General features: G+C 35.2%; 16 protein-coding genes. 11 read left to right on the forward strand and 5 right to left on the reverse strand.

The annotated features are described in order from the left end of the window. Nucleotides 1-122 precede the first annotated feature (122 nt). Nucleotides 123-2,039: a molecular chaperone DnaK gene (dnaK, locus tag A9G38_RS08710; protein ID WP_034911260.1), complete on the forward strand. Its 1,917-nt coding sequence runs from the start codon at nt 123-125 to the stop codon at nt 2,037-2,039. Between the two features lie 127 nt (nt 2,040-2,166). Beyond that, nucleotides 2,167-3,297 (forward strand): molecular chaperone DnaJ, encoded by a 1,131-nt coding sequence (gene dnaJ / locus A9G38_RS08715; protein WP_034911257.1) that lies wholly within the window; start codon nt 2,167-2,169, stop codon nt 3,295-3,297. Between the two features lie 266 nt (nt 3,298-3,563). On the opposite strand, the gene A9G38_RS08720 is transcribed toward dnaJ, so the two are convergent. Next, nucleotides 3,564-4,076 (reverse strand): hypothetical protein, encoded by a 513-nt coding sequence (locus tag A9G38_RS08720; protein ID WP_034911255.1) that lies wholly within the window; start codon nt 4,074-4,076, stop codon nt 3,564-3,566. A gap of 462 nt (nt 4,077-4,538) precedes the next feature. Between A9G38_RS08720 and A9G38_RS08725 the strand changes: the two genes are divergently transcribed. From A9G38_RS08725 to csdE, 5 genes are all read left to right on the forward strand, one after another. After that, the gene (locus tag A9G38_RS08725; protein ID WP_034911253.1) at nt 4,539-5,624 is read left to right on the forward strand and encodes a DUF695 domain-containing protein; all 1,086 of its coding nucleotides are present in this window, start codon (nt 4,539-4,541) and stop codon (nt 5,622-5,624) included. Between the two features lie 699 nt (nt 5,625-6,323). Continuing rightward, complete coding sequence (ubiU, locus tag A9G38_RS08730; RefSeq protein WP_034911251.1) at nt 6,324-7,319, forward strand: ubiquinone anaerobic biosynthesis protein UbiU; 996 nt, start codon at nt 6,324-6,326, stop codon at nt 7,317-7,319. Between the two features lie 85 nt (nt 7,320-7,404). Next, nucleotides 7,405-8,283 carry a U32 family peptidase gene (locus tag A9G38_RS08735; protein WP_034911249.1) on the forward strand — a complete coding sequence of 293 codons (879 nt, stop codon included), beginning with the start codon at nt 7,405-7,407 and terminating at the stop codon, nt 8,281-8,283. After that, nucleotides 8,252-9,463 (forward strand): cysteine desulfurase CsdA, encoded by a 1,212-nt coding sequence (gene csdA / locus A9G38_RS08740; protein WP_034911248.1) that lies wholly within the window; start codon nt 8,252-8,254, stop codon nt 9,461-9,463. The genes A9G38_RS08735 and csdA overlap by 32 nt, the downstream gene beginning before the upstream one ends. A gap of 68 nt (nt 9,464-9,531) precedes the next feature. Beyond that, nucleotides 9,532-9,927: a cysteine desulfurase sulfur acceptor subunit CsdE gene (csdE, locus tag A9G38_RS08745; protein ID WP_034911246.1), complete on the forward strand. Its 396-nt coding sequence runs from the start codon at nt 9,532-9,534 to the stop codon at nt 9,925-9,927. Nucleotides 9,928-9,970: 43 nt separating this feature from the next. Here csdE and dolP read toward each other — a convergent pair whose 3' ends face one another. After that, nucleotides 9,971-10,549 (reverse strand): division/outer membrane stress-associated lipid-binding lipoprotein, encoded by a 579-nt coding sequence (gene dolP, locus A9G38_RS08750; protein ID WP_034911243.1) that lies wholly within the window; start codon nt 10,547-10,549, stop codon nt 9,971-9,973. Between the two features lie 240 nt (nt 10,550-10,789). On the opposite strand from dolP, the gene A9G38_RS08755 reads away from it, so the two are divergent. Together A9G38_RS08755 and A9G38_RS08760 are read left to right on the forward strand one after the other, a co-directional pair. Then, nucleotides 10,790-11,488: a DUF1266 domain-containing protein gene (locus tag A9G38_RS08755; protein WP_051634193.1), complete on the forward strand. Its 699-nt coding sequence runs from the start codon at nt 10,790-10,792 to the stop codon at nt 11,486-11,488. Next, on the forward strand, nt 11,485-14,190 hold the full coding sequence (locus A9G38_RS08760; RefSeq protein WP_034911240.1) for a hypothetical protein: 2,706 nt from the start codon (nt 11,485-11,487) through the stop codon (nt 14,188-14,190). Before A9G38_RS08755 ends, A9G38_RS08760 begins: the two co-directional genes overlap by 4 nt. 66 nt (nt 14,191-14,256) lie before the next feature. On the opposite strand, the gene A9G38_RS08765 is transcribed toward A9G38_RS08760, so the two are convergent. The 3 genes from A9G38_RS08765 to xthA form a co-directional block, all read right to left on the reverse strand. Continuing rightward, nucleotides 14,257-15,927, reverse strand: a complete 1,671-nt coding sequence (locus tag A9G38_RS08765; protein ID WP_034911238.1) for a molecular chaperone HscC — start codon at nt 15,925-15,927, stop codon at nt 14,257-14,259. A gap of 125 nt (nt 15,928-16,052) precedes the next feature. Next, a complete protein-coding gene (xseA, locus tag A9G38_RS08770) occupies nt 16,053-17,387 on the reverse strand; it encodes an exodeoxyribonuclease VII large subunit (RefSeq protein WP_034911236.1) in 1,335 nt (444 codons plus the stop codon). A 40-nt stretch (nt 17,388-17,427) separates the two neighbouring features. Next, nucleotides 17,428-18,234, reverse strand: coding sequence for an exodeoxyribonuclease III (xthA, locus tag A9G38_RS08775; protein WP_034911235.1), 807 nt, complete (start codon nt 18,232-18,234; stop codon nt 17,428-17,430). A gap of 120 nt (nt 18,235-18,354) precedes the next feature. Between xthA and tyrA the strand changes: the two genes are divergently transcribed. Together tyrA and glmM are read left to right on the forward strand one after the other, a co-directional pair. Beyond that, the gene (gene tyrA / locus A9G38_RS08780; RefSeq protein ID WP_034911232.1) at nt 18,355-19,476 is read left to right on the forward strand and encodes a bifunctional chorismate mutase/prephenate dehydrogenase; all 1,122 of its coding nucleotides are present in this window, start codon (nt 18,355-18,357) and stop codon (nt 19,474-19,476) included. Between the two features lie 107 nt (nt 19,477-19,583). Beyond that, nucleotides 19,584-20,915: a phosphoglucosamine mutase gene (glmM, locus tag A9G38_RS08785; protein WP_034911229.1), complete on the forward strand. Its 1,332-nt coding sequence runs from the start codon at nt 19,584-19,586 to the stop codon at nt 20,913-20,915. The last annotated feature ends 239 nt before the right edge of the window (nt 20,916-21,154 follow it).

The raw sequence follows: 21,154 nt of genomic DNA on the forward strand, positions 1-21,154 counted from the left end.
TAATAATAACGTTCCCATTTATGTGAAAAGAAAAAACATTTCTTTGTGAAGTAAGGGCTTGAAAATTAAAATTTAAGACTTATATACAAGAAATAAAATACAGGTTTTGAGGAGAAAAGATTATGGGTAAAATTATTGGTATTGATTTAGGTACAACAAATTCATGTGTTGCTGTAATGGACAATGGTCAAGCAAAAGTATTAGAAAACGCTGAAGGCGATCGTACAACCCCTTCTATTATTGCTTATACACAAGATGGAGAAATCTTAGTTGGCCAACCAGCAAAACGTCAAGCAGTAACCAATCCACAAAATACACTATTTGCAATTAAACGTTTAATTGGTCGTCGTTTTGAAGATACCGAAGTTCAACGTGACGTTAGCATCATGCCATATAAGATCGTAAAAGCTGACAATGGCGATGCATGGGTTGATGTTAAAGGTCAAAAAATTGCACCACCACAAATTTCTGCTGAAGTATTGAAAAAAATGAAGAAAACAGCAGAAGATTATCTTGGTGAAGCGGTGACTGAAGCGGTTATTACTGTACCTGCTTATTTTAACGATGCGCAACGTCAAGCAACTAAAGATGCTGGTCGTATTGCAGGACTTGATGTAAAACGTATCATCAACGAACCAACAGCTGCAGCGCTTGCTTATGGTTTAGATAAAGATGTAGGTAACCGAACTATAGCGGTTTATGACCTTGGTGGTGGTACATTTGATATTTCTATTATCGAAATCGACGACGTTGATGGCGAAAAAACCTTTGAAGTATTAGCAACAAATGGTGATACTCATTTAGGTGGTGAAGATTTTGACTCACGCTTAATCAATTATTTAGTTGACGAATTTAAACGTGAACAAAACTTCGATCTAAAAAATGATCCGCTAGCAATGCAACGATTAAAAGAAGCGGCAGAAAAAGCGAAAATTGAATTATCATCAGCGCAACAAACTGATATTAATTTACCTTATATCACTGCTGATGCAAGTGGTCCAAAACATTTAAATATTAAAGTGACTCGCGCTAAATTAGAATCATTAGTAGAAGATTTAGTTAAACGTTCAATGGATCCTGTAAAAACTGCATTACAAGATGCAGGTCTTTCTGTTTCTGACATTAAAGACGTTATTCTTGTTGGTGGGCAAACTCGTATGCCAATGGTTCAAAAAGCGGTTGCTGACTTCTTTGGTAAAGAGCCACGTAAAGATGTAAACCCTGACGAAGCGGTTGCTGTTGGTGCGGCTGTTCAAGGTGGTGTACTTGGTGGTGATGTTAAAGATGTTTTATTACTTGATGTAACTCCATTGTCTTTAGGTATTGAGACTATGGGTGGTGTAATGACAACTTTAATTGAAAAGAACACAACTATTCCAACAAAACATAGTCAAGTGTTCTCAACAGCTGAAGATAATCAATCAGCAGTAACCATTCATGTATTACAAGGCGAACGTAAACGTGCGGGTGATAACAAATCATTAGGTCAATTCAACCTAGACGGTATTCAACCTGCACCTCGTGGTATGCCACAAATTGAAGTTACTTTTGATATTGATGCTGACGGTATTTTACATGTATCAGCTAAAGACAAAAATACTGGACGTGAACAAAAAATTACGATTAAAGCCTCTTCAGGATTAAGTGAAGAAGAGATTCAAAAAATGGTAAACGACGCAGAAGCAAATGCCGATGCAGACCGTAAATTTGAAGAACTAGCTCAAACTCGTAACCAAGCAGATCATCTAGTTCATTCAACACGTAAACAAGTGACTGAAGCAGGTGATCAGTTATCAGCTGATGATAAAAAAGCAATTGAAGATGCTGTAAGTGCTTTAGAAGTTGCCACTCGTGGCGAAGATAAAGCAGAAATTGAAGCGAAAATTACTGCATTAATGGAAGCTTCTAAAAAATTGCTTGAATTAGCACAACAACAAGCTCAAGCAGCTCAAGGTGCGGAATCAAATAGCGGAAGCTCTACTGCGCAAGATGATGTTGTTGATGCAGACTTCAAAGAAGTTGATGATAATAAAAAATAATCATTAGTTACTATGTTTTTTAATGAGTTATTCCAACAAGTTTTAAACATGTAATACATTAAACGGGCGAGAGGTAACTCAAGCCCGTTTAGTTGTTTATGAAAACAGATAAAAATAAAGGTTAATTATGGCGAAGAAAGATTATTATGAAACATTGGGCGTTAGTAAAAGTGCCAGTGAAAGTGAGATAAAAAAAGCCTATAAACGCCTAGCCATGAAATATCATCCTGATAAAAATCAGGATAACAAAGCTGAAGCTGAAGAAAAATTCAAAGAAGTTAAAGAAGCTTACGAAGTCCTAACCGATCCGCAAAAAAAGGCGGCTTATGATCAATATGGCCATGCTGCTTTTGAACAAGGTCAAGGCGGCGGTGCAGGAGGATTTGGAGGCTTTGGTGGATTTGGCGGCGGAGCTTTTGACGATATATTCAGTGATTTCTTTGGTGGTGGTCGAGGTCGTGGACAAACTGCATCTCGCGGCAATGACTTACAATACAATATCACACTAACATTAGAAGAAGCTGCTGCAGGTGTTAGTAAAGAAATTAAAGTCCCAACATGGGTAAGCTGTGATACTTGCCATGGACAAGGAACCGAAAAGCCTTCTGATGTGGTAACGTGTAACACATGTCATGGTGCTGGTGTTGTACAAATGCGCCAAGGCTTTTTTGCTGTGCAGCAAGAGTGCCCAACTTGTCATGGTCGTGGTAAAGTAGTTAAAAATCCATGTAAAAAATGTCACGGTGAAGGCCGAGTACAAAAAACAAAAACATTATCTGTTACTATTCCTGCTGGTGTTGATACAGGAAATCGTATCCGACTTTCTGGTGAAGGTGAAGCTGGATTAAATGGTGCGCCATCTGGTGATTTATATGTACAAGTACAAGTCAAACCACATGCTATTTTTGAGCGAGATGGTACAAACTTACATTGCGAAATTCCAATCAATATTGTATTAGCATCACTTGGTGGCGAAGTTGAAGTGCCAACACTTAATGGCAAGGTCAGCTTAACAATTCCTGCTGAAACTCAAACAGGAAAAATGTTCCGACTACGAGGCAAAGGCATAAAATCATTGCGTGGTAATGCTGTCGGTGATCTTTACTGCCATGTTGTAGTTGAAACACCAGTTAATTTAACCAGTAAACAAAAAGAGTTACTAAAGGAGTTAGGTGAAAGCTTTAAAGCTGATAAAAACTCTAAACACAGTCCCAAAGAAAAAAGCTTCTTTGACAAAGTGAAAAAGTTTTTTGGTTAATTGGATATAGTAAAAGCACGATTGAACAGTAAAATCACTTGTTCAATCGTGTGTTAGCCAACATTAACACCTCTACACCCATCCCTATTTATTCACAAAAACAAAAAACTTTTAGGCAAAAATTAGTTAATGCAGGTATTAACTTTATTAAAGTTTTTGGTGTTTTTTAGCCAAATTAACCGTTTATGCAATTATTTCGTTTTTACTACGATCCTGTTTTTTGCTTGTGATATTTTTCGGTCAAAATTGCGACATAAAACTTACCGTCAGTTTCTCGGGATAGATGTAAAGCGTAGTTTATAGCTCCATATTTTATCCCCTACTATGTTTTTATATTCTTCTTTACCATATTTTTGGGTTAATTCTTTATAAACTTTCTGCTCTATTTCTGCTGTGTATGTCATTTTTTTATAAACATTGAACACAACTAATTTGGTAGGGTTACGCTCTAAGTCATCTTCAAGTCTAATTGTTAATTTTTCGTCTTGATTGTTGGCATTTAAAGTTATTTCATAGCTTTTGATTGTGCCTTCGATTATCGATTTTTTGCCTATTTTTGATGGCGGTAATCGCATTTTCATTTCACTAATTTTTATGTCATTTTCAGAAAGGTGATATTTGTTTTTGAGTAATTCAACCAGTTCCGGTTCGGTTATTCCAAGCTTAACCCCTGCAAGTTCAAGGTTTTCCGCCTGCTCTTTTGTTAAACCATCAGTCCAACAGGTTGGGATGCAAAATAACAAAGCAAGGCTAAGCTGACAAATATAAAAGTTTTTCAATATGTTAAAATATTTTTCAGAAGGTTAATTTGCTATAACCTTTAAATCTTTTGCAAGAAGTTTATTCGAAAAAATAGCTAGAGCTTTAACAAACAGCAATGCTCTCACTGATTTAAAAAATCAGCTTATTAAGTAACTAAAAATAAGAAACTAAATAAAATACTTGAATAAGTAGTAGATAGGATGTTATGCACTATAATTCTAGATACTGGCAAATCTATGTCTTGAATCTTTTTAGAACATTTTCAAAATAATTTGAAGTTAGCACTAAATTATAACAAGATAATGCTATTGATTTAACACTTTAGTCTGATATTGATAATCATATTGCTGAATATTATATCGTTAATATTTTAATTAATTATCTTATTAGATGATTAATAGTTATAAAATTTAAATGAATATAGTGTATTATTAATACTAGTTTTGTATGATTCTTATTGAGTTGATAGGGTAAAGTATATGTTTTTCAAAAAGTTTTGGAAAAAATCACCACCTGATATTAAAAACACACCAAAAGAGCAACAAAGCACACAAGATTATTTAAGTGCGATGATTCGAGATTTTTGGCAACAAGTAAAAAATTCTGAACAATCTCTTAATGAACTTGATATTTTAGATATAATGAAAAATATTAATAATCTATTAGATGAAAATCAGTTAGATGTCATTGCTGAAATTACTGTAGGGGATACTAAGAAACATAAAATTATTTTTACTGCGGATGGAAAAATTGAACGCTTCGAATATGTAATAGAAATTTTCCGACAAGCACCTGATCTTCAGTTTTTCGAAGTAGAAGCATTTCGTCAGCGCATTAATAATGTAGATACATTTGTTATAACATCTAAAGAGAGTTCTTTTTCATTAGGTGCAACTGATTTATTAATTCAATACAAAGAAAGTCGTCGTAAAATATCTATCGGTATTATGTTTGCTAAGACAGTCCCTGAAGAGATGATAAAACAGGCAGAAACGATGGCATTAATCTATCTCGATCACCTATTAGGTGAATATGATTTTGCTGTTAGAGTAGAAGCTGTTGAGTTTTTAAAGATAGATCAGAGTGCTACCACAATTCCTGCTAACCAATTTGTAACTATTTTTGATCGGTTATGGAAAGAAGATTTAAAACATACCGGTATATTTAATATTCAAGAAGATCAATGGATTGTATTTGAATTAACAGATCTTAAAATGTTAGTGCATCGTAATGAAGCGGCTAATTCTTTGTTAGGAAATGAAAATTATTGTTATGCACTTAATGTTATAGTTGATGTTGATAGTAAAGAGACACTTTCACTTGTTTATGAATTAGAAGATGCTATTAATCTTGCTTTACGTGCTGATGAGAGGGGAATTCATTGCCAAAACAGTTTTAGTGAAGGTGTAAGAAATATGCTATGGTATGTAGGAAATAAACAGTCAGTACTCCAATTAGTTAAACAAATAACAAACCGATATAATACATTATCAGTTAAAATTGAATGTGAGTTCGATCCTTTTTGGTTACAGTACTTACGCTGGGTTGAGTGTTATCAAGCATAAAAAGTATCTATGATTAATGGATACTTTTTTGCACAATAACTATTGTAGCAGGGGATGTTGAGATACTATTCTAAATTTTGTGTATTTACCTGTTAAAGGTGACGGTTTATATGGTTACCAAATTCTGTAATAGATGGACTCAATGCATTTTCCCTGTTTTAGAGGACATAGCACATTTTTTAAAAGCTTGCTGTATTGCTGAAATAGATAACTTTTTAACCGATCGGTCGGGAAAACTTACTTTCATTAGGAAACCACAGCGTAAATGTTTTTCAGCTATATCGTTTAATACCAAAGTAATCATCCAATAACTTAGGTTGATAATAGTAAGAGCTCATGACAATTGGATTGATTTAGTGGCTTGTAGCTCTTTTGCCCATGTTTTTGTTCCTTGATGGGCATACATTCTTTTATGATTTCTTCCTGAAGCTGTGATTTTAAATTTAATTCGGCAAACATCTGTTTAAGTTTGTGATTTTCGGTCTCAAGTTCTTTTAAGCGTTTGATATCTGAACTTTCTACTCCACCGTATTTTTTCCGCTATTTATAAAAGTTAAATTACCCATATCATATTTTCGGCAGTGGTTATAGTATACTACCCATTTTTTAAGCATAACCACCGCTTTCTATTCGCATTACACTCGGAATTATTGCATAATACAGAGCGTATAAACTATAAAAATTGAGTTAGGAATAATTATGGAACTTCTTTGTCCAGCGGGATCTTTACCATCATTAAAAGTGGCTATTGATAATGGCGCTGATGCTGTTTATATTGGTTTGAAAGACGATACCAATGCCCGTCATTTTGCTGGTTTAAATTTTAATGAAAAGCGATTGATTGAAGCTTCAGATTATGTACACAAACACGGCAAAAAATTGCATATTGCTATTAATACTTTTGCCCATCCAGAAAATTTTCAGCGTTGGCAATATGCGGTTGATACTGCGGCTAATATTGGTGCTGATGCTTTAATTATTGCCGATCTTGCTATGCTTGATTATGCGGCTGAAAAATACCCTAATCTTGAGCGTCATGTTTCTGTACAAGCGTCGTCGACCAATGAAGAGTCGATTAAGTTTTACTATAATAATTTTCAGGTACATCGCATTGTTTTACCTCGCGTACTTTCGATGCATCAAGTTAAACAGTTATCGCAAGTTTCACCCGTTCCGCTTGAAGTGTTTGCTTTTGGTAGTTTGTGTATTATGGCGGAAGGTCGATGTTATTTGTCATCTTACTTAACTGGCCAATCCCCTAATACCGTTGGCGCTTGTTCGCCTGCCAAATTTGTTCGTTGGGAAGAAACCGAGAAAGGACTGGAGTCAAGACTGAATAATGTGTTAATTGATTGTCATAAGAAAGGTGAGAATGCTGGCTATCCAACACTATGTAAAGGTCGTTATTTTGTTGGAGATGAGCTTTATCATCCGATCGAGGAGCCAACAAGTTTGAATACCATTGAGCTATTGCCTGAACTGTTTGCCGCAAATATTGCATCAGTCAAAATAGAAGGCCGTCAGCGTAGCCCTGCTTATGTTGAGCAAGTCACTAAAGTGTGGCGACAAGCCATCGATCGCTATAAAGCCAATCCGCAATCATTCCAAGCCGAACAACGCTGGATCGATACGCTTGGTTCGGTGTCAGAAGGCACACAAACAACATTAGGCGCTTATCACCGTAAATGGCAATAAGGTGTGAGTTAGCAATAGGTAATGTGCTAACAGCATCAACGTAAATCATTGAGAAAGATCTAACATAAATATAGTGAGCAAAACCATGAAATACGCATTAGGACCAGTGCTTTATTATTGGCCTAAAACTGAAACAGAAGCGTTTTATTACGCCGCTAAAGAGAGTCAAGCGGATATTATTTATATGGGCGAAACGGTTTGTACCAAGCGCCGTGAAATGAAAGTACCAAACTGGATTGAATTAGCAAAAGAGATTGCTAAATCTGGTAAACAGGTAGTGCTTTCTACATTAGCTTTACTTGAAGCACCATCAGAATTAAATGACTTACGGCAATTGGTTAATAATGGGGAGTTTTTAGTCGAAGCAAACGATTTAGCTGCCATTAATGTTGCGCATGAGCATAAATTACCCTTTGTTGCAGGTCCGGCTATTAACTGTTATAACGCTTTAACTTTAAAATTATTACAAAAACAAGGTATGGTTCGCTGGTGTATGCCGGTTGAACTTTCTCGTGATTGGTTGAGTAATGTGCTTAAACAGTTTGAGAGTTTAAATATCGCACGAAATTTTGAAGTTGAAGTGTTTAGTTATGGTTATTTACCTTTAGCTTATTCAGCTCGCTGTTTTACCGCAAGATCGGAAGATAAGCCTAAAGATAAATGCGAAACTTGTTGTATTAAGTATCCTGTTGGACGTGAGGTGTTTTCACAAGAACAACAGAAAGTATTTGTGTTAAACGGTATTCAGACTCAAAGCGGTTATTGTTACAATTTGGGAAATAATCTAAAAGAGATGAAAGGGTTGGTTGATATCGTTAGGATTTCACCACTTGGTATTGAAACACTTGATATTATTAAGCAATTTAAAGCTAACGAAGATGGATTAAATCCACTACAAATTGAACATAACCGAGATTGTAATGGTTACTGGAATGGGATTGCCGGACTTGAACTTACCCAATAAGCATTTTCTGCCTGAACAGTTTCGGGTAAGTTTTCCTGCACTTAATAGTGAAAGCGTATATCTTGATTCGGCAGCAACAGCACTTAAACCACTAGCAATGATTGATGCGACACTTGCGTATTATGCCCAGAATACTGCTACTGCAAAACGTAGTTTACACCAAGATGCTTTGCAAGTAACTGCAAAAATTGATAAGGCAAGACAAAATGTTGCCGATTTGGTTCACGCTAATAGTAGTGCTGAAATTATCTGGACACGAGGTGCAACCGAGTCAATTAACTTAATTGCGCAAAGCTATGCTCGATCGTTGTTACAACCCAATGATGAAATTATTGTGAGTGAATTAGAGCATCATAGTAATTTGTTACCTTGGTTGATTGTGGCTAAGCAAACGGGGGCTAAAGTCGTTAAGTGGTCGTCGGATGTTAATGAGTTATCGTCGTTAATGTCAGCTAAGACCAAGATTGTTGCAGTGACTCAAATGTCAAACGTCACTGGATTTTGCCCTGATTTAGCTACAATAAGCAACATTGTTCATCAATATGATGCGGTTTTAGTGGTGGATGGTGCGCAAGGTGTTGTTCATCATGCAATTAATGTTAACCAATTAGATATCGATTTTTATGCCTTTTCTACCCATAAATTGTATGGTCCAACGGGGCTTGGCGTTTTATATGGTAAAAAGGCATTACTTGAGCTAATGTCGGTTTGGCATGGTGGCGGTAAAATGCTAAAAAGTGCTTCGTTTGATGATTTTATTCAAGAAGATCTTCCTTATAAATTTGAAGCTGGTACGCCTAATATTGCAGGTATTGTTGGTTTTAATTCCGTACTTGAGTGGTTAAAAAGTTGGGATAATGAGCAAGCTGAAAACTACACAAAACAGCTAGCTTATTATGCAAAATCACAACTAAACCAATTTGCCGATATTCAATTTTATAGTGTGGATGATAGCCCGATAATCACTTTTAATATCAATAATATTCATCATAATGATATTGCTATTTTGTTAAGTGAACAAAATATTGCCATCCGTACTGGTGAGCTTTGTGCCCAGCCTTTGATGAATAAATTAGGATGCCACGGAGCGGTTCGTGTTTCATTGATGCCATATAATAATCAGCAAGATGTGGATAAATTTATTTCAGTATTGCAAAATGTAATTGAAATATTAGTGTGATTTTATACTGAAACGTATAGTTTCCTGAAACTTTTTTACAAACATTTAATCGTAAATAGGTCAATATTATGCTATCACAGCAAAGCTTAGCCGAATTATTCGCAAAGCAACATAATTGGCAAGATCGTTATCGACAGTTAGTGATGTTAGCAAAGCAATTGCCTGATTTTCCTGAAGAGCAAAAGACAGCGCAAAATCAAGTCAATGGCTGCGAAAACCGAGTTTGGTTGACTTATCAAAAACAGACAGATGATACCTATGTTTTTAGTGGTGATAGTGAAGGTCGAATAGTGAAAGGATTATTGGCAATCTTAATTATTATTGCTAATAATAAAACAGCGCAAGAAATTGCAACGCTCGATTTTCAATCCTTATTAAGCCAATTGAAAATTTCTGATGAGTTAAGCCAATCTCGTTTGCAAGGGGTTACTAAATTAATTGAGCGTATTAAATCAGTTGTATAAAAAAGGGGGCTAATCGCCCCCCTGTCTTTTGTATAGTCACTATTTAATCTTCAGTATACGTATATAATGTGATCACTTTTTTTACACCACGGACTTTACTTGCAATTTCGGCTGCTACTTTACCTTCTTCTGACGTAACAATACCAATTAAGAAAACTTCGCCATTTTCAGTTACTACTTTAATTTTGCGAGCTTTTGTTTTGGCATCTAAAACTAACTGAGATTTAACTTGAGTCGTTATCCATGTATCATTGGTAATAGTCCCTGCACCAACAGGCTCTCCAATACGAATTTGGTTATAGACTTTTTTTACTCCTTCAACTTGGTAAGCAAGACTTTCAGCTTTTTCAACTTGTTCATTATTTGCTTGTCCAGTTAACAGAATATTACCACCATAAGCACTAGTAACAATACGAGAACCAATAAAAAATGGTCCATTATTTTTTATTTTCATGCTCATGCGTGAACTAAGTGTTGTATCATCAACTTGAGTACCCGCAGTACGAGGATCGGTTGCAACTTTTGCCGTAGCCCCTGCACCAATTCCTATAACGGCAGCAACGCAGCCTTGTAATGTTAATGCGCAAGAAATTAACATTACTATTAAGCTAACTTTTTTCATTATAACTCCTTATGATTTATTACTCTGTAATAATCAAATTTCAATAAATTGTTTGTATTATGCCTTGTAGATATTGATTTGCAAATAATTTTATGATTTATGCTAGCTTATAGCAGTATTTATATTTTATTAAACTTAACCATACCATAGATTTCTGTTTGAATTTCAATTGTTATTTTAGTGTAAAATCTGCTATCTTTTGATAATAAATAAAATAAATTAGATGATTGGAATACAAATATGAATCAAGATTGTGTCGATTGGCTATATGGTTTATCTGCACCAATGGTTGTAATAAACATAGAAAATGGAGCAAGTTATACTTCGCCATTTTTTTATCCAGATCGAGATTTTGTTGATATGAAAGAGAGTTGGGGGATTGATTCCCGTGAAACTTTACTTAACTGTGTGTTCGACATGGTTGATGATGGGCACGCTTCAGCATTGTCTAAATATTATTTGATGTATTCTCGACTTTCCGAATTTGATTGGTGTGACCATTATCAAGAACAAGATGACTATCAAAAAGTTTTGCTTGATTTTGTCAAACAAACCTTTCCTGTGTGCGGTACTGCAGGTATCCGTAGTTGGGATTATGCTCGAATGGGATATATCTTACGAAATGGTATCACTAATAAATATATCACCGAACAAGAGGCCTTATGGGTTCTTTCTCGAATAGGACTCCGTTGTCAATATTATTATAGAAACTGGCACCATTACTTTTCAGGCTGGTTTGTTGGCTATCAATATTGGATATCACTCAATAGAAAAGAAGACTTAGAAACATTACGTTGCGAATTGACTCGAGCATCACGCGCTCATACCATGGCAAATTTACATGAAGATAAAGATGCCCCACATAATCGTTTATCTTGGTATATAGATATTGAAGAACTAGAAAAACCTGAGTCACTAATGGAGTATGATTGGTCATGAATGAAAATATTTGGCAACTGTTAGGCATTGAAAAAACAACCGATCAAGCGGCTATTCGTCAAGCATATCGAGCACAATTACCTTCATATCATCCTGAAACTGATCCCGATGGTTTTAAAGCATTACGCGAAGCCTATGAGTCAGCAATAAAATATGCACAATCGCCCGAAACAATGGCCGATGAACCTAAGTCTGAATCAGAACAACAAGAAGTATCAGTATCTTTAACAGAAGAACAGCTTAAAGCCAATGAAATTTGTGAGGCTTATCAAACATTATTAGATGATCCTCGACGCTGTTTTAATGTTAACGAGTGGCAAAAATTTATTGGTTCATTTTATGACTACTCAATGGCAGTTATTGATTCTGTAAAATGGCGATTGTTAGAAATAAGTTATGAATCAAAAAATATATCAGAGTCATGTGTCAAACTATTAGCCGATAGTTTACGTTGGCGGCAACTGCTAATGATTCAATTTACCGATGATTTTGAAAAGTATGATAATTATTTAAATCATATTGATCGTGGTGATTTGTTCAATTACACCTATTTACCGACAACAAGTAAAACACTGCAAAATGTAACTATCGATTATATGTACTATACTAGGTGGTTATTTTGGGAGCGTAGATCTGAGGATATTTATGCATTCTTATCACAAGATACGGTCATTTATCTTCCTGATGATAAAAATTTGATGCTTAAATTTTCCTATTGGCATTGTATAGCTAATATAAAAAATCAAGCTATTTTGGATTACGCTTTAAAATGTATTTCCCAAAATGATCAAGATGAAAATATCATTATCGAATGGAAATATATTGCCGCTATTCAATATACGCTACTTGATAATAAGCAAGAGTCCTTACAATCTTGGCTAGATCTTTATAGTTCTGGTCATTATCAAGATAAAGCAGCCAGCTGGATAGCTGGTTGGTGCGAATATTATAATAAAGATTATTTCCCATTATTAATCATGGCACTTAATAATTCTTACTGTATTGATATAGATAACACTGAAAATTATTTAAATGCAATACCTCAGCTAACAGCAACAACTGTTTCACGATTGGCGGAACTAGAGGCTAGTGATTATTCCCCTGAAATAGCCAATTTTATTGATTGGGCGTTAAATGTAAATTGGAATTATAGACAAGTTTTATCCATGCTGTTACTTGATGACGGTACCAATCGATTGTATCGCTTATATCGCCATGCCATCATGCTTCGCCACGGTAATGAAAGATTATTGCAAGAAATCCTTGATGAACGCAGCGATGATCCATTTGAACAATTTATTTTGCAAAATTTACAAAGGCAAGCACGACAAAACCTAACATGGTTATCAGAGCTACCGCCCGTACAAGAGTTTAAAGCTTGGCTATATGATAGTGATGAAAATGCGCCTATCCCAGCTAAATTTGATCCTAACTCTGAAGATAATCATTGTTTTTATTGTCGTTTATGGCTAGATAGGCTTGATTATTTGCCTTATGTTGCCATATTTCATCTTTATAATAATTTAGATTATTCATATATGGAAATGTATGATTGGGTAGCTTTTCTTACAATACGAATACCTTACAAACTACCAGCTCCTCCAGATGCTTCTATCTGTTCAAGTAATAAAAATGCCTATTGGCAATGGTATCGTAATTGTTTATTAGTTATATCAATTGCCAGTCAACCCTTTGCAACGGCCAAATATCTTCAAACTGAAAATAATACATTCCAACTACCGGATGATAATTTGCTATCCCCTCTTATTAATATTTTTAAACAAGGAAACTGGCAAAATGAAACAGAGTTATATAATCTGATTAACAATGACAGTAAGTTAATTGATTGCATTTTAATAAATTATCCAAATTCAATTGAATCGTATATTGATGATACACCTGATAGCATTGATTTTAACGAAATTGAGCAAAAATTTGAACAAGTATGGCATCCTAAATTAGCGAAACAAAATCCTCTCTACTTGATGATTTTATACACCATAGTATTTAATAAGCCCAATCAAAAAACAAAATTAAATACAATGTTACAAGATATTACTGGCGATAATAAAGAGTTAATAAAAATATCAACAGCTCTACCAAAAAATTGGGAGTCACTATCATCTGATGATAAAATAAAATACAATTATACCGAACTGGTTGATGAAATAGTAACCATTGCTAAACGTTTATCTAACTCTTACGGTATATGCGATGAAAGTGAACTTGAAAGGTTATACAAGTTTAAAAACAACAGTGACAATGATTTAGTCTTACGGCTTTGTGCGTCATTACTTATAGCAAAAAATCATGAAAATCAACAAAAACTGGAATCACAGCCATTACCTAAAAATAAATGGTGGCAGTTTTGGCGTTGGAAAGGGCGAACTAATATAAAAGGTTTTATTATACAATTATGTTGTAGCTTCATTGTGTTAGGATTGATGACCGTATTTAACAACAATTTTGAATTGAATAGCCCTACTTTTTCTATGATTTGTTATTCTATTGCTGTAACCAATATGGTTTTTGCTTTAAAACGACGTTTTAATGATATCGATAAAGGTGAACCGCTCATCGGTTTTTTGGCCGAAATATTAGTTTTTTTCTTATTTTTTGCGCCATTTTGGGTTTCTGGTGTCAAATACACTAACCGTTTTGGATCACCCGTAGAAGAAACAAGCAAAGAAAAGGAAAAGTAAACAAATTAAAGTCCTCTTTTTTATGTCTAAAAAAGAGGACTTTTTATATTTTTTAAATTTTATTGGTTATCGATTCAGATCTTGTAGATTAGATTCAATTTCACAACGAATTTCGTTAATTTCTTCAGAATTTTGTCTATTTAGTACTTCCATAAAAACTTCGATATATGATCCAATTAATAGCCTCTCATCACCCAATGATTGTGCCCATGCATGTTCTAGCCTTGCTAATAAAGTACGATTCGGCATTTCGTCGCGAGGGTGAATTTTAAGTGCTTTCAAGCGATCATGACTGTCTTGTTTTTGTTTGTCTGTTAATCCAATTGGACTATGATCAATTACTTTTCCATGTTGCTTACCTGTTTCAAGCAAAACCACATCAACTTCTAATAAGCCATTTAGATCATAACTAAAGCGGACATCAATTCCTTGTGTTCTTTCCATTGGTGTTAAAGGCACTTCAAACTCATCAATTAAAACATTATTTTCAACGCGTGGATTTTCACCTTGATAAACCGAAATACATATCGCTTTTTGCTGAGGGTGCGTTGTGTAAAATGTTTTTACTTTTGATGTCGGTACAATGGTATTACGTTCAATAATGGGTGAAAATAACCCACTGACATTATTTGAACAACTTTCAATCCCTAGCGTATAAGGGCACACATCAGTTAAAATGACTTCTTCAACATCGGCATTTCGCAATCGACAAGCCGCTTGAACTGCGGCTCCTTGTGCAACAATCGTTGTCGGATTGATATGGCGATACGGTAATTTACCAAATAATTTGGTTACCAGCTCTCGTACCACTCCCAATTGTGATGAACCACCCACTAATACAATATGTTCAAGTTGATTAGGTTTTAATCGGGCATCACTTAATGCCTGTTCAATTGGTGCTCGTAAGCGATTAAGTAATGGTAACCATAGTGTTTTAGCTCGGCTTTCGTTTAAGGAAAATTGCCATTGCTTATCTTGCCAAACCCAAGTTAAGGTGTGTGATTGTTCACCGTTTAATTTACATTTTAGTTGTTCGGCTAAATCTAATAAGCGAGCATAATCATCGGTCGGAATATCTTGTTGTTTAAGATTCCATTCACTTAAGCAAACTTTAACAAGCTCTTGAGTAAAATCTTCACCACCTAAATAGTTATCACCAGCAGAAGCATGCACTTCAATAATGGGCATTGAATATTCAAGCACTGTTACATCAAACGTACCACCACCTAAATCAAATACTAAAGTATTACCCGATTGATCTTCATGTAATCCGTATGCCATAGCGGCTGCTGTTGGTTCATTGATTAAGCGTACAGCATTTAATCCAGCTAACTCGGCAGCAAAGCGAGTTTGCTTACGTTGTTCATCATTAAAATAAGCAGGAACAGAAATGACAACATCACGAACTTCTTGGTTTAAAAAAGCCTCTGCATCTGCTTTCAATGATTTTAAAATTATGGCTGAAAGCTCAGTTGGCGTAAATTTTTTGTCACCTAATTCGAAAACTTTATTTGAACCTAAAAAGCGTTTAAATGCTGCTGCACTGCGATTTGGATGAGTAGTTAAACGAGACAATGCCGCATGTCCGACTAAAATAGAATCGTCTTCATCAACACTAACTACAGATGGTGTAACAACTTCACCAATTGAGTTAGGAATGAGGACAGTTTTACCATCTTGCCAAACACAAATTAAACTGTTTGTAGTGCCTAAATCAATACCGATTGGATAATGCATAAACTCTCTAAATAATATAATAATTTCCTATTGTTTAGATTATATACTAGCGATCACCAGAATTGCAAAAATGATACTAAAGATTAGTAAAATAGGTTTATCTATTATCTTTAAATATAATTATTTTATTCGTTAATTTTTGTAATTTGGCTAACAAGTTTACCTTTTTTCAGCTTTGTTACGATAATGTCACCCACCGTGACTTGTTCAGAGCGACGAACCACTGTGTTGTTTTGGTCGGTGGTAACTGAATAACCTCGTTCGAGAGTAGCTAGCGGACTAACGTTGTTAAGTTGAGAGGTTTGTAAAACAAATTGATGTTGTGATTTTATTAACTTTTGTTTAATTAAATTAATTAATTGTTGCTGTTTTTGCCAAGTAAGTTGCCCTAAATAGGTAATATTATTTTGTGGAGATACTCGTAATAGTCTTTTATCGAGTGAATTATGGCGATTTGATAGTCTGAGCAAATATTGCTGAATATTTTCAGATAATGAATGGCGATAAGCTAAAAGTTGATTTAATTGTTTTTCTAGCTTTGTTTGTGGATGTTGAGTCTGTAATTGATGTCGCCATTTATTGAGTTTTTCTCGGCATTGCATTAAATAATAATCCATTGCCATGGATAAATGCTGCTGTTGAACTTGCAAACGTTTTACTTGTTGTAAACTGTCTCGACTAACAAGCTCGGCTGCTGCAGATGGGGTTGCCGCTCTAACATCAGCCACAAAATCGGCAATCGTAAAATCAATCTCATGCCCAACCGCACTCACAATAGGTATTTGACTAGCAAAAATAGCTCTGGCTACCACTTCTTCATTAAATGAACATAAGTCTTCAAGCGAGCCACCACCTCGTCCAACAATTAATACATCACATTCTTGACGAATGTTGGCAATGTGAATCATGTTAGCGATTTGCCCTGCCGCTTCATTGCCCTGAACTTGTGTTGGGTAAATAATTAAATGCAAACTTGGATCTCGGCGTTTTAATATCTGACAAATATCATGCAATGCCGCACCCGTTGATGAAGTGATAATTCCAACTGTGCAAATGTTTTCTGGTAATGGCTGTTTATTGGTAGAATCAAATAAACCTTCCTCAGACAGCTTTTGTTTTAGTTGCTCAAACTTTTGCTGTAATAATCCCGTACCTGCTGCTTGGATTTTATCAATAACCAGTTGGTATTCACCACGTGCCTCATATAGTGTCACTGTGGCCCTAACTAAAACTTGTTGCCCATTTTGTGGGGTAAAACCCGCACGAAAATTGCTATTGCGAAACATAGCACAGCGTACTTGTGCACTATCGTCTTTTAACGAAAAATACCAATGACCTGATGATGGACGTGAAAAGTTTGATATTTCACCTATTAACCAGATCTGGCCAATAGCATCACAAAGCAATTCTTTAACCATTTGATTAAGATCTTTCACTGATAAAATCGAATTGCTTTGCATGCTATTGTCCTTATTACAACTATATTATAACTATAAAGGTTTATACTAAATCAAATTGAGCCCAAATTGGTGCATGATCAGATGGTTTTATCATTGCACGAATATCATAATCAATACCCGTTTGTTTACAATAAGTCATCATTTTTTGACTAGCTAATATTAAATCAATTCTTAACCCATTATGGGTTTCAAAGCCTTTAGTACGATAATCAAACCAAGAATACTCAAGTTCAGTTGGGTGAGCATTGCGGTAAGTATCAATAAAACCGAGAGACATTAATTCGTTTATCCATTTTCGTTCTTCTGGTAAAAATGAACATTTTCCCGTACGAAGCCATCGTTTACGGCTATCATCTGGAATGCCAATATCTAAATCGGTTGGGCAAATATTCATATCGCCCATAACTAAAGTTAGTTGATTATTTAATTGATGATCTTGTAAATACTGTATTAAGTCATTGTAAAATTTACGTTTAGCTGGATATTTAATTTCATGGTGTAAACTTTCTCCTTGAGGGAAATAACCATTAATTATTGTTAGATTACCTTGACTAGTAGGTAACTCAATTATGATCAAACGACATTGAGCATCATCACTATCGTTTGGAAAGCCACATTGCACAGACAAAGGTTGTTGCTTGGTTAACAACGCTACTCCATAATGCCCTTTTTGTCCGTGATAATGTAAGTGATAACCAAACTGTGCTAATTCATCAATGGGAAACTGATCGTTATGAACTTTAGTTTCTTGTAAACCAATAATATCTGGTTGGTGTGTCTCAATAATTGCTGATAATTGATGAATTCGAGCGCGAAGGCTATTAATATTAAACGAGATAACTTTCATAATAAATTTATTATATTTAATTCCATGTTATAAACTAAATACGCATCGTAACAAAAATACGTTATACTGTTAAGCTATTACAATAAAAACCACCATTTGTGATAAAGGGAATCACTAAATATGTCTACGGAATTACTTGCCTTGCGCGATAAAATCGATGAAGTTGATAAATCCATTTTATCTTTAATTACAAAGCGATTAGCATTAGTTGCCGAAGTTGGCGAAGTAAAAAGCAAACATGGCATTCCGATTTATGATCCCAATCGTGAAGCGGATATGTTAGCTAAAAGGCGACATGAAGCTGAAAAAGTAGGTATATCCCCCAATTTAATAGAAGATATTTTACGTCGTTTAATGCGTGAGTCTTATATTAGCGAAAATGATAAAGGTTTTAAAAAAGTCTATAGTGGTCAAGGATCAATAGTGATTGTTGGTGGTAATGGGCAAATGGGACGATTGTTTGCTCATTTATTTACCCTATCTGGCTATCAGGTTAAAACATTAGGTTCTAAAACTATGCATCAAGCAGCCGAAGTGGTTACTGATGCAGTGGCTGTTATCGTGACAGTACCTATTAACAAAACCTGTGAAGTCATTAAACAACTACCACCATTACCCAAAGATTGTATTTTAACGGATTTTACATCTATAAAAGCCAAGCCTCTCCAGGCAATGCTTGATAAACATCAAGGGCCTGTAGTCGGTTTACACCCAATGTTTGGTCCAGATGTACCAAATTTAGCCAAACAAATTATTGTTTATTGTGAAGGGCGATATCCAGATAAATACCAATGGCTAATTGAACAAATGCGTATTTGGGGTGCCAATTTATGTGCGATTAATGCCAAGGAGCATGACAAATGCATGTCGTTCATCCAAGCATTACGCCATTTCACTTCGTTCTCATATGGTGTCAATTTGCAACGAGAACAGGCCGATTTAGAGCAATTGATCGCACTTTCTTCGCCAATTTATCGCCTTGAATTGATGATGGTTGGGCGCTTATTTGCTCAAGATCCTGAGCTTTATGCCGATATCATCATGGCGTCAGATGATAATATTGAATTAATTAAACGCTACTATGAACGCTTTGGGCAAATGGTCGAACTTATTGAACAACGTGACAAAACTAAATTTATTAAAAGTTTTAACGAAGTAACTCAATGGTTTGGTAGTTATGCCGAACGTTTTATTAAAGAGAGCCAAGGATTATTAAAATTTGCCAATGACAATCGAGAGTAGTTTTATATTAAAAGGTATACTTTCTTAAAAGTTTTTCACAAATTAAAATATACTTTTTATTAAAAGATAGTTGTTAGAGATAATAAATGTTAGTGTGAGGGAATATCATGTCTAATCGAAAATATTTTGGTACAGATGGGATTCGCGGTAAAGTTGGCCAGTATCCTATTACACCAGATTTTGCGCTTAAATTAGGCTGGGCTGCTGGGCGAGTGCTAGCCAAAGATGGTGTTAAAAAAGTATTAATCGGTAAAGATACCCGCATTTCAGGCTACATGCTTGAATCAGCACTAGAAGCGGGATTTGCTTCTGCTGGTGTTGCCGCTGCGTTTACAGGACCAATGCCAACCCCGGCAATTGCCTATTTAACCCGCACTTTTCGTGCTGATGCCGGCGTTGTTATTTCTGCTTCACACAATCCTTTTTATGACAATGGTATTAAATTCTTTTCAACCGAAGGGAAAAAGCTTGATGATACAATCGAACTAGAAATTGAAGCCGAACTTGAAAAAGAGATCGATTGCGTTGAATCCAAACAACTTGGTCGAGCTAGCCGTATTACCGACGCTGCAGGGCGTTATATTGAATTTTGTAAAAGCACATTTGACCATGATTTAAGTTTGTCTGGATTAAAAATTGTTGTCGATTGCGCTAATGGTGCCACCTATCACATAGCACCAAAAGTATTACGAGAACTAGGAGCACAAGTAATAAAAATTGGTTGTGAGCCAGATGGTGTTAACATCAATGAAAACTGTGGCGCAACTGACATAAAAGCGCTTGCTAAACGAGTTATTGATGAAAAAGCCAATTTAGGTTTTGCCTTAGATGGCGATGGTGACCGTATTATCATGGTTGATCACGAAGGTCGAAAAATTGACGGCGATTTAATTATCTATATCATTGCCCGTGAAGCATTAAGACAAGGTCAACTAAAAGGTGGCGTTGTCGGTACATTAATGAGCAATATGGGGCTTGAAATTGCCCTTAAAAATCTCGGTATCCCATTTGCTCGTGCTAAAGTTGGTGATCGTTATGTACTTGAAAAACTAATCGAAAAAAATTGGCGCTTAGGTGCCGAAAATTCGGGACATGTTTTATTATTAGATAAAACCACCACTGGTGATGGTATTATTGCTGGCTTACAAGTATTAGCAGCAATGATTCGTAATGATATGTCATTGGCTGACTTGTGCAGTGGTATGACAATGTTACCACAAGTATTAATTAATGTTCGATTTTCAGGTGAAAATGACCCCCTAAATAGTGATGAAGTGAAAGCGGCAATTAAACAAGCAGAAAAACAGCTTGGTCATAATGGTCGAGTTTTGATCCGTAAATCAGGAACCGAACCGCTAATTCGTGTTATGGTAGAAGGATGCAATGAAATTGAAGTGCAAAAACTAGCAGAAACTATCGCTACAGCAGTTAAAGCTTAAAAATACCCCCAATCATGCCCATTAATTAAGCCATTAATTGAGCTGTATTGAGGTTAGAATAGTAAGAGAAGTTGCGTGCATTTACGTAAAATTAGTAAAAAGTGTCTAAAATTTTAATTTTGTTAATCAAAGGTTGACTTGTTATAGGCAATTAGGTTTAAAATAGTAACTTCAGATTATTACAGCAATTGCTTATATCTTTCAAGTGAAAACATGAGCAATATTTTTTATTTTTAAAA

Origin of the sequence: Gilliamella sp. Imp1-1 (genome assembly GCF_001690415.1) — a bacterium.
In the GTDB taxonomy this organism is placed as follows: Bacteria; Pseudomonadota; Gammaproteobacteria; order Enterobacterales; family Orbaceae; genus Gilliamella; species Gilliamella bombi.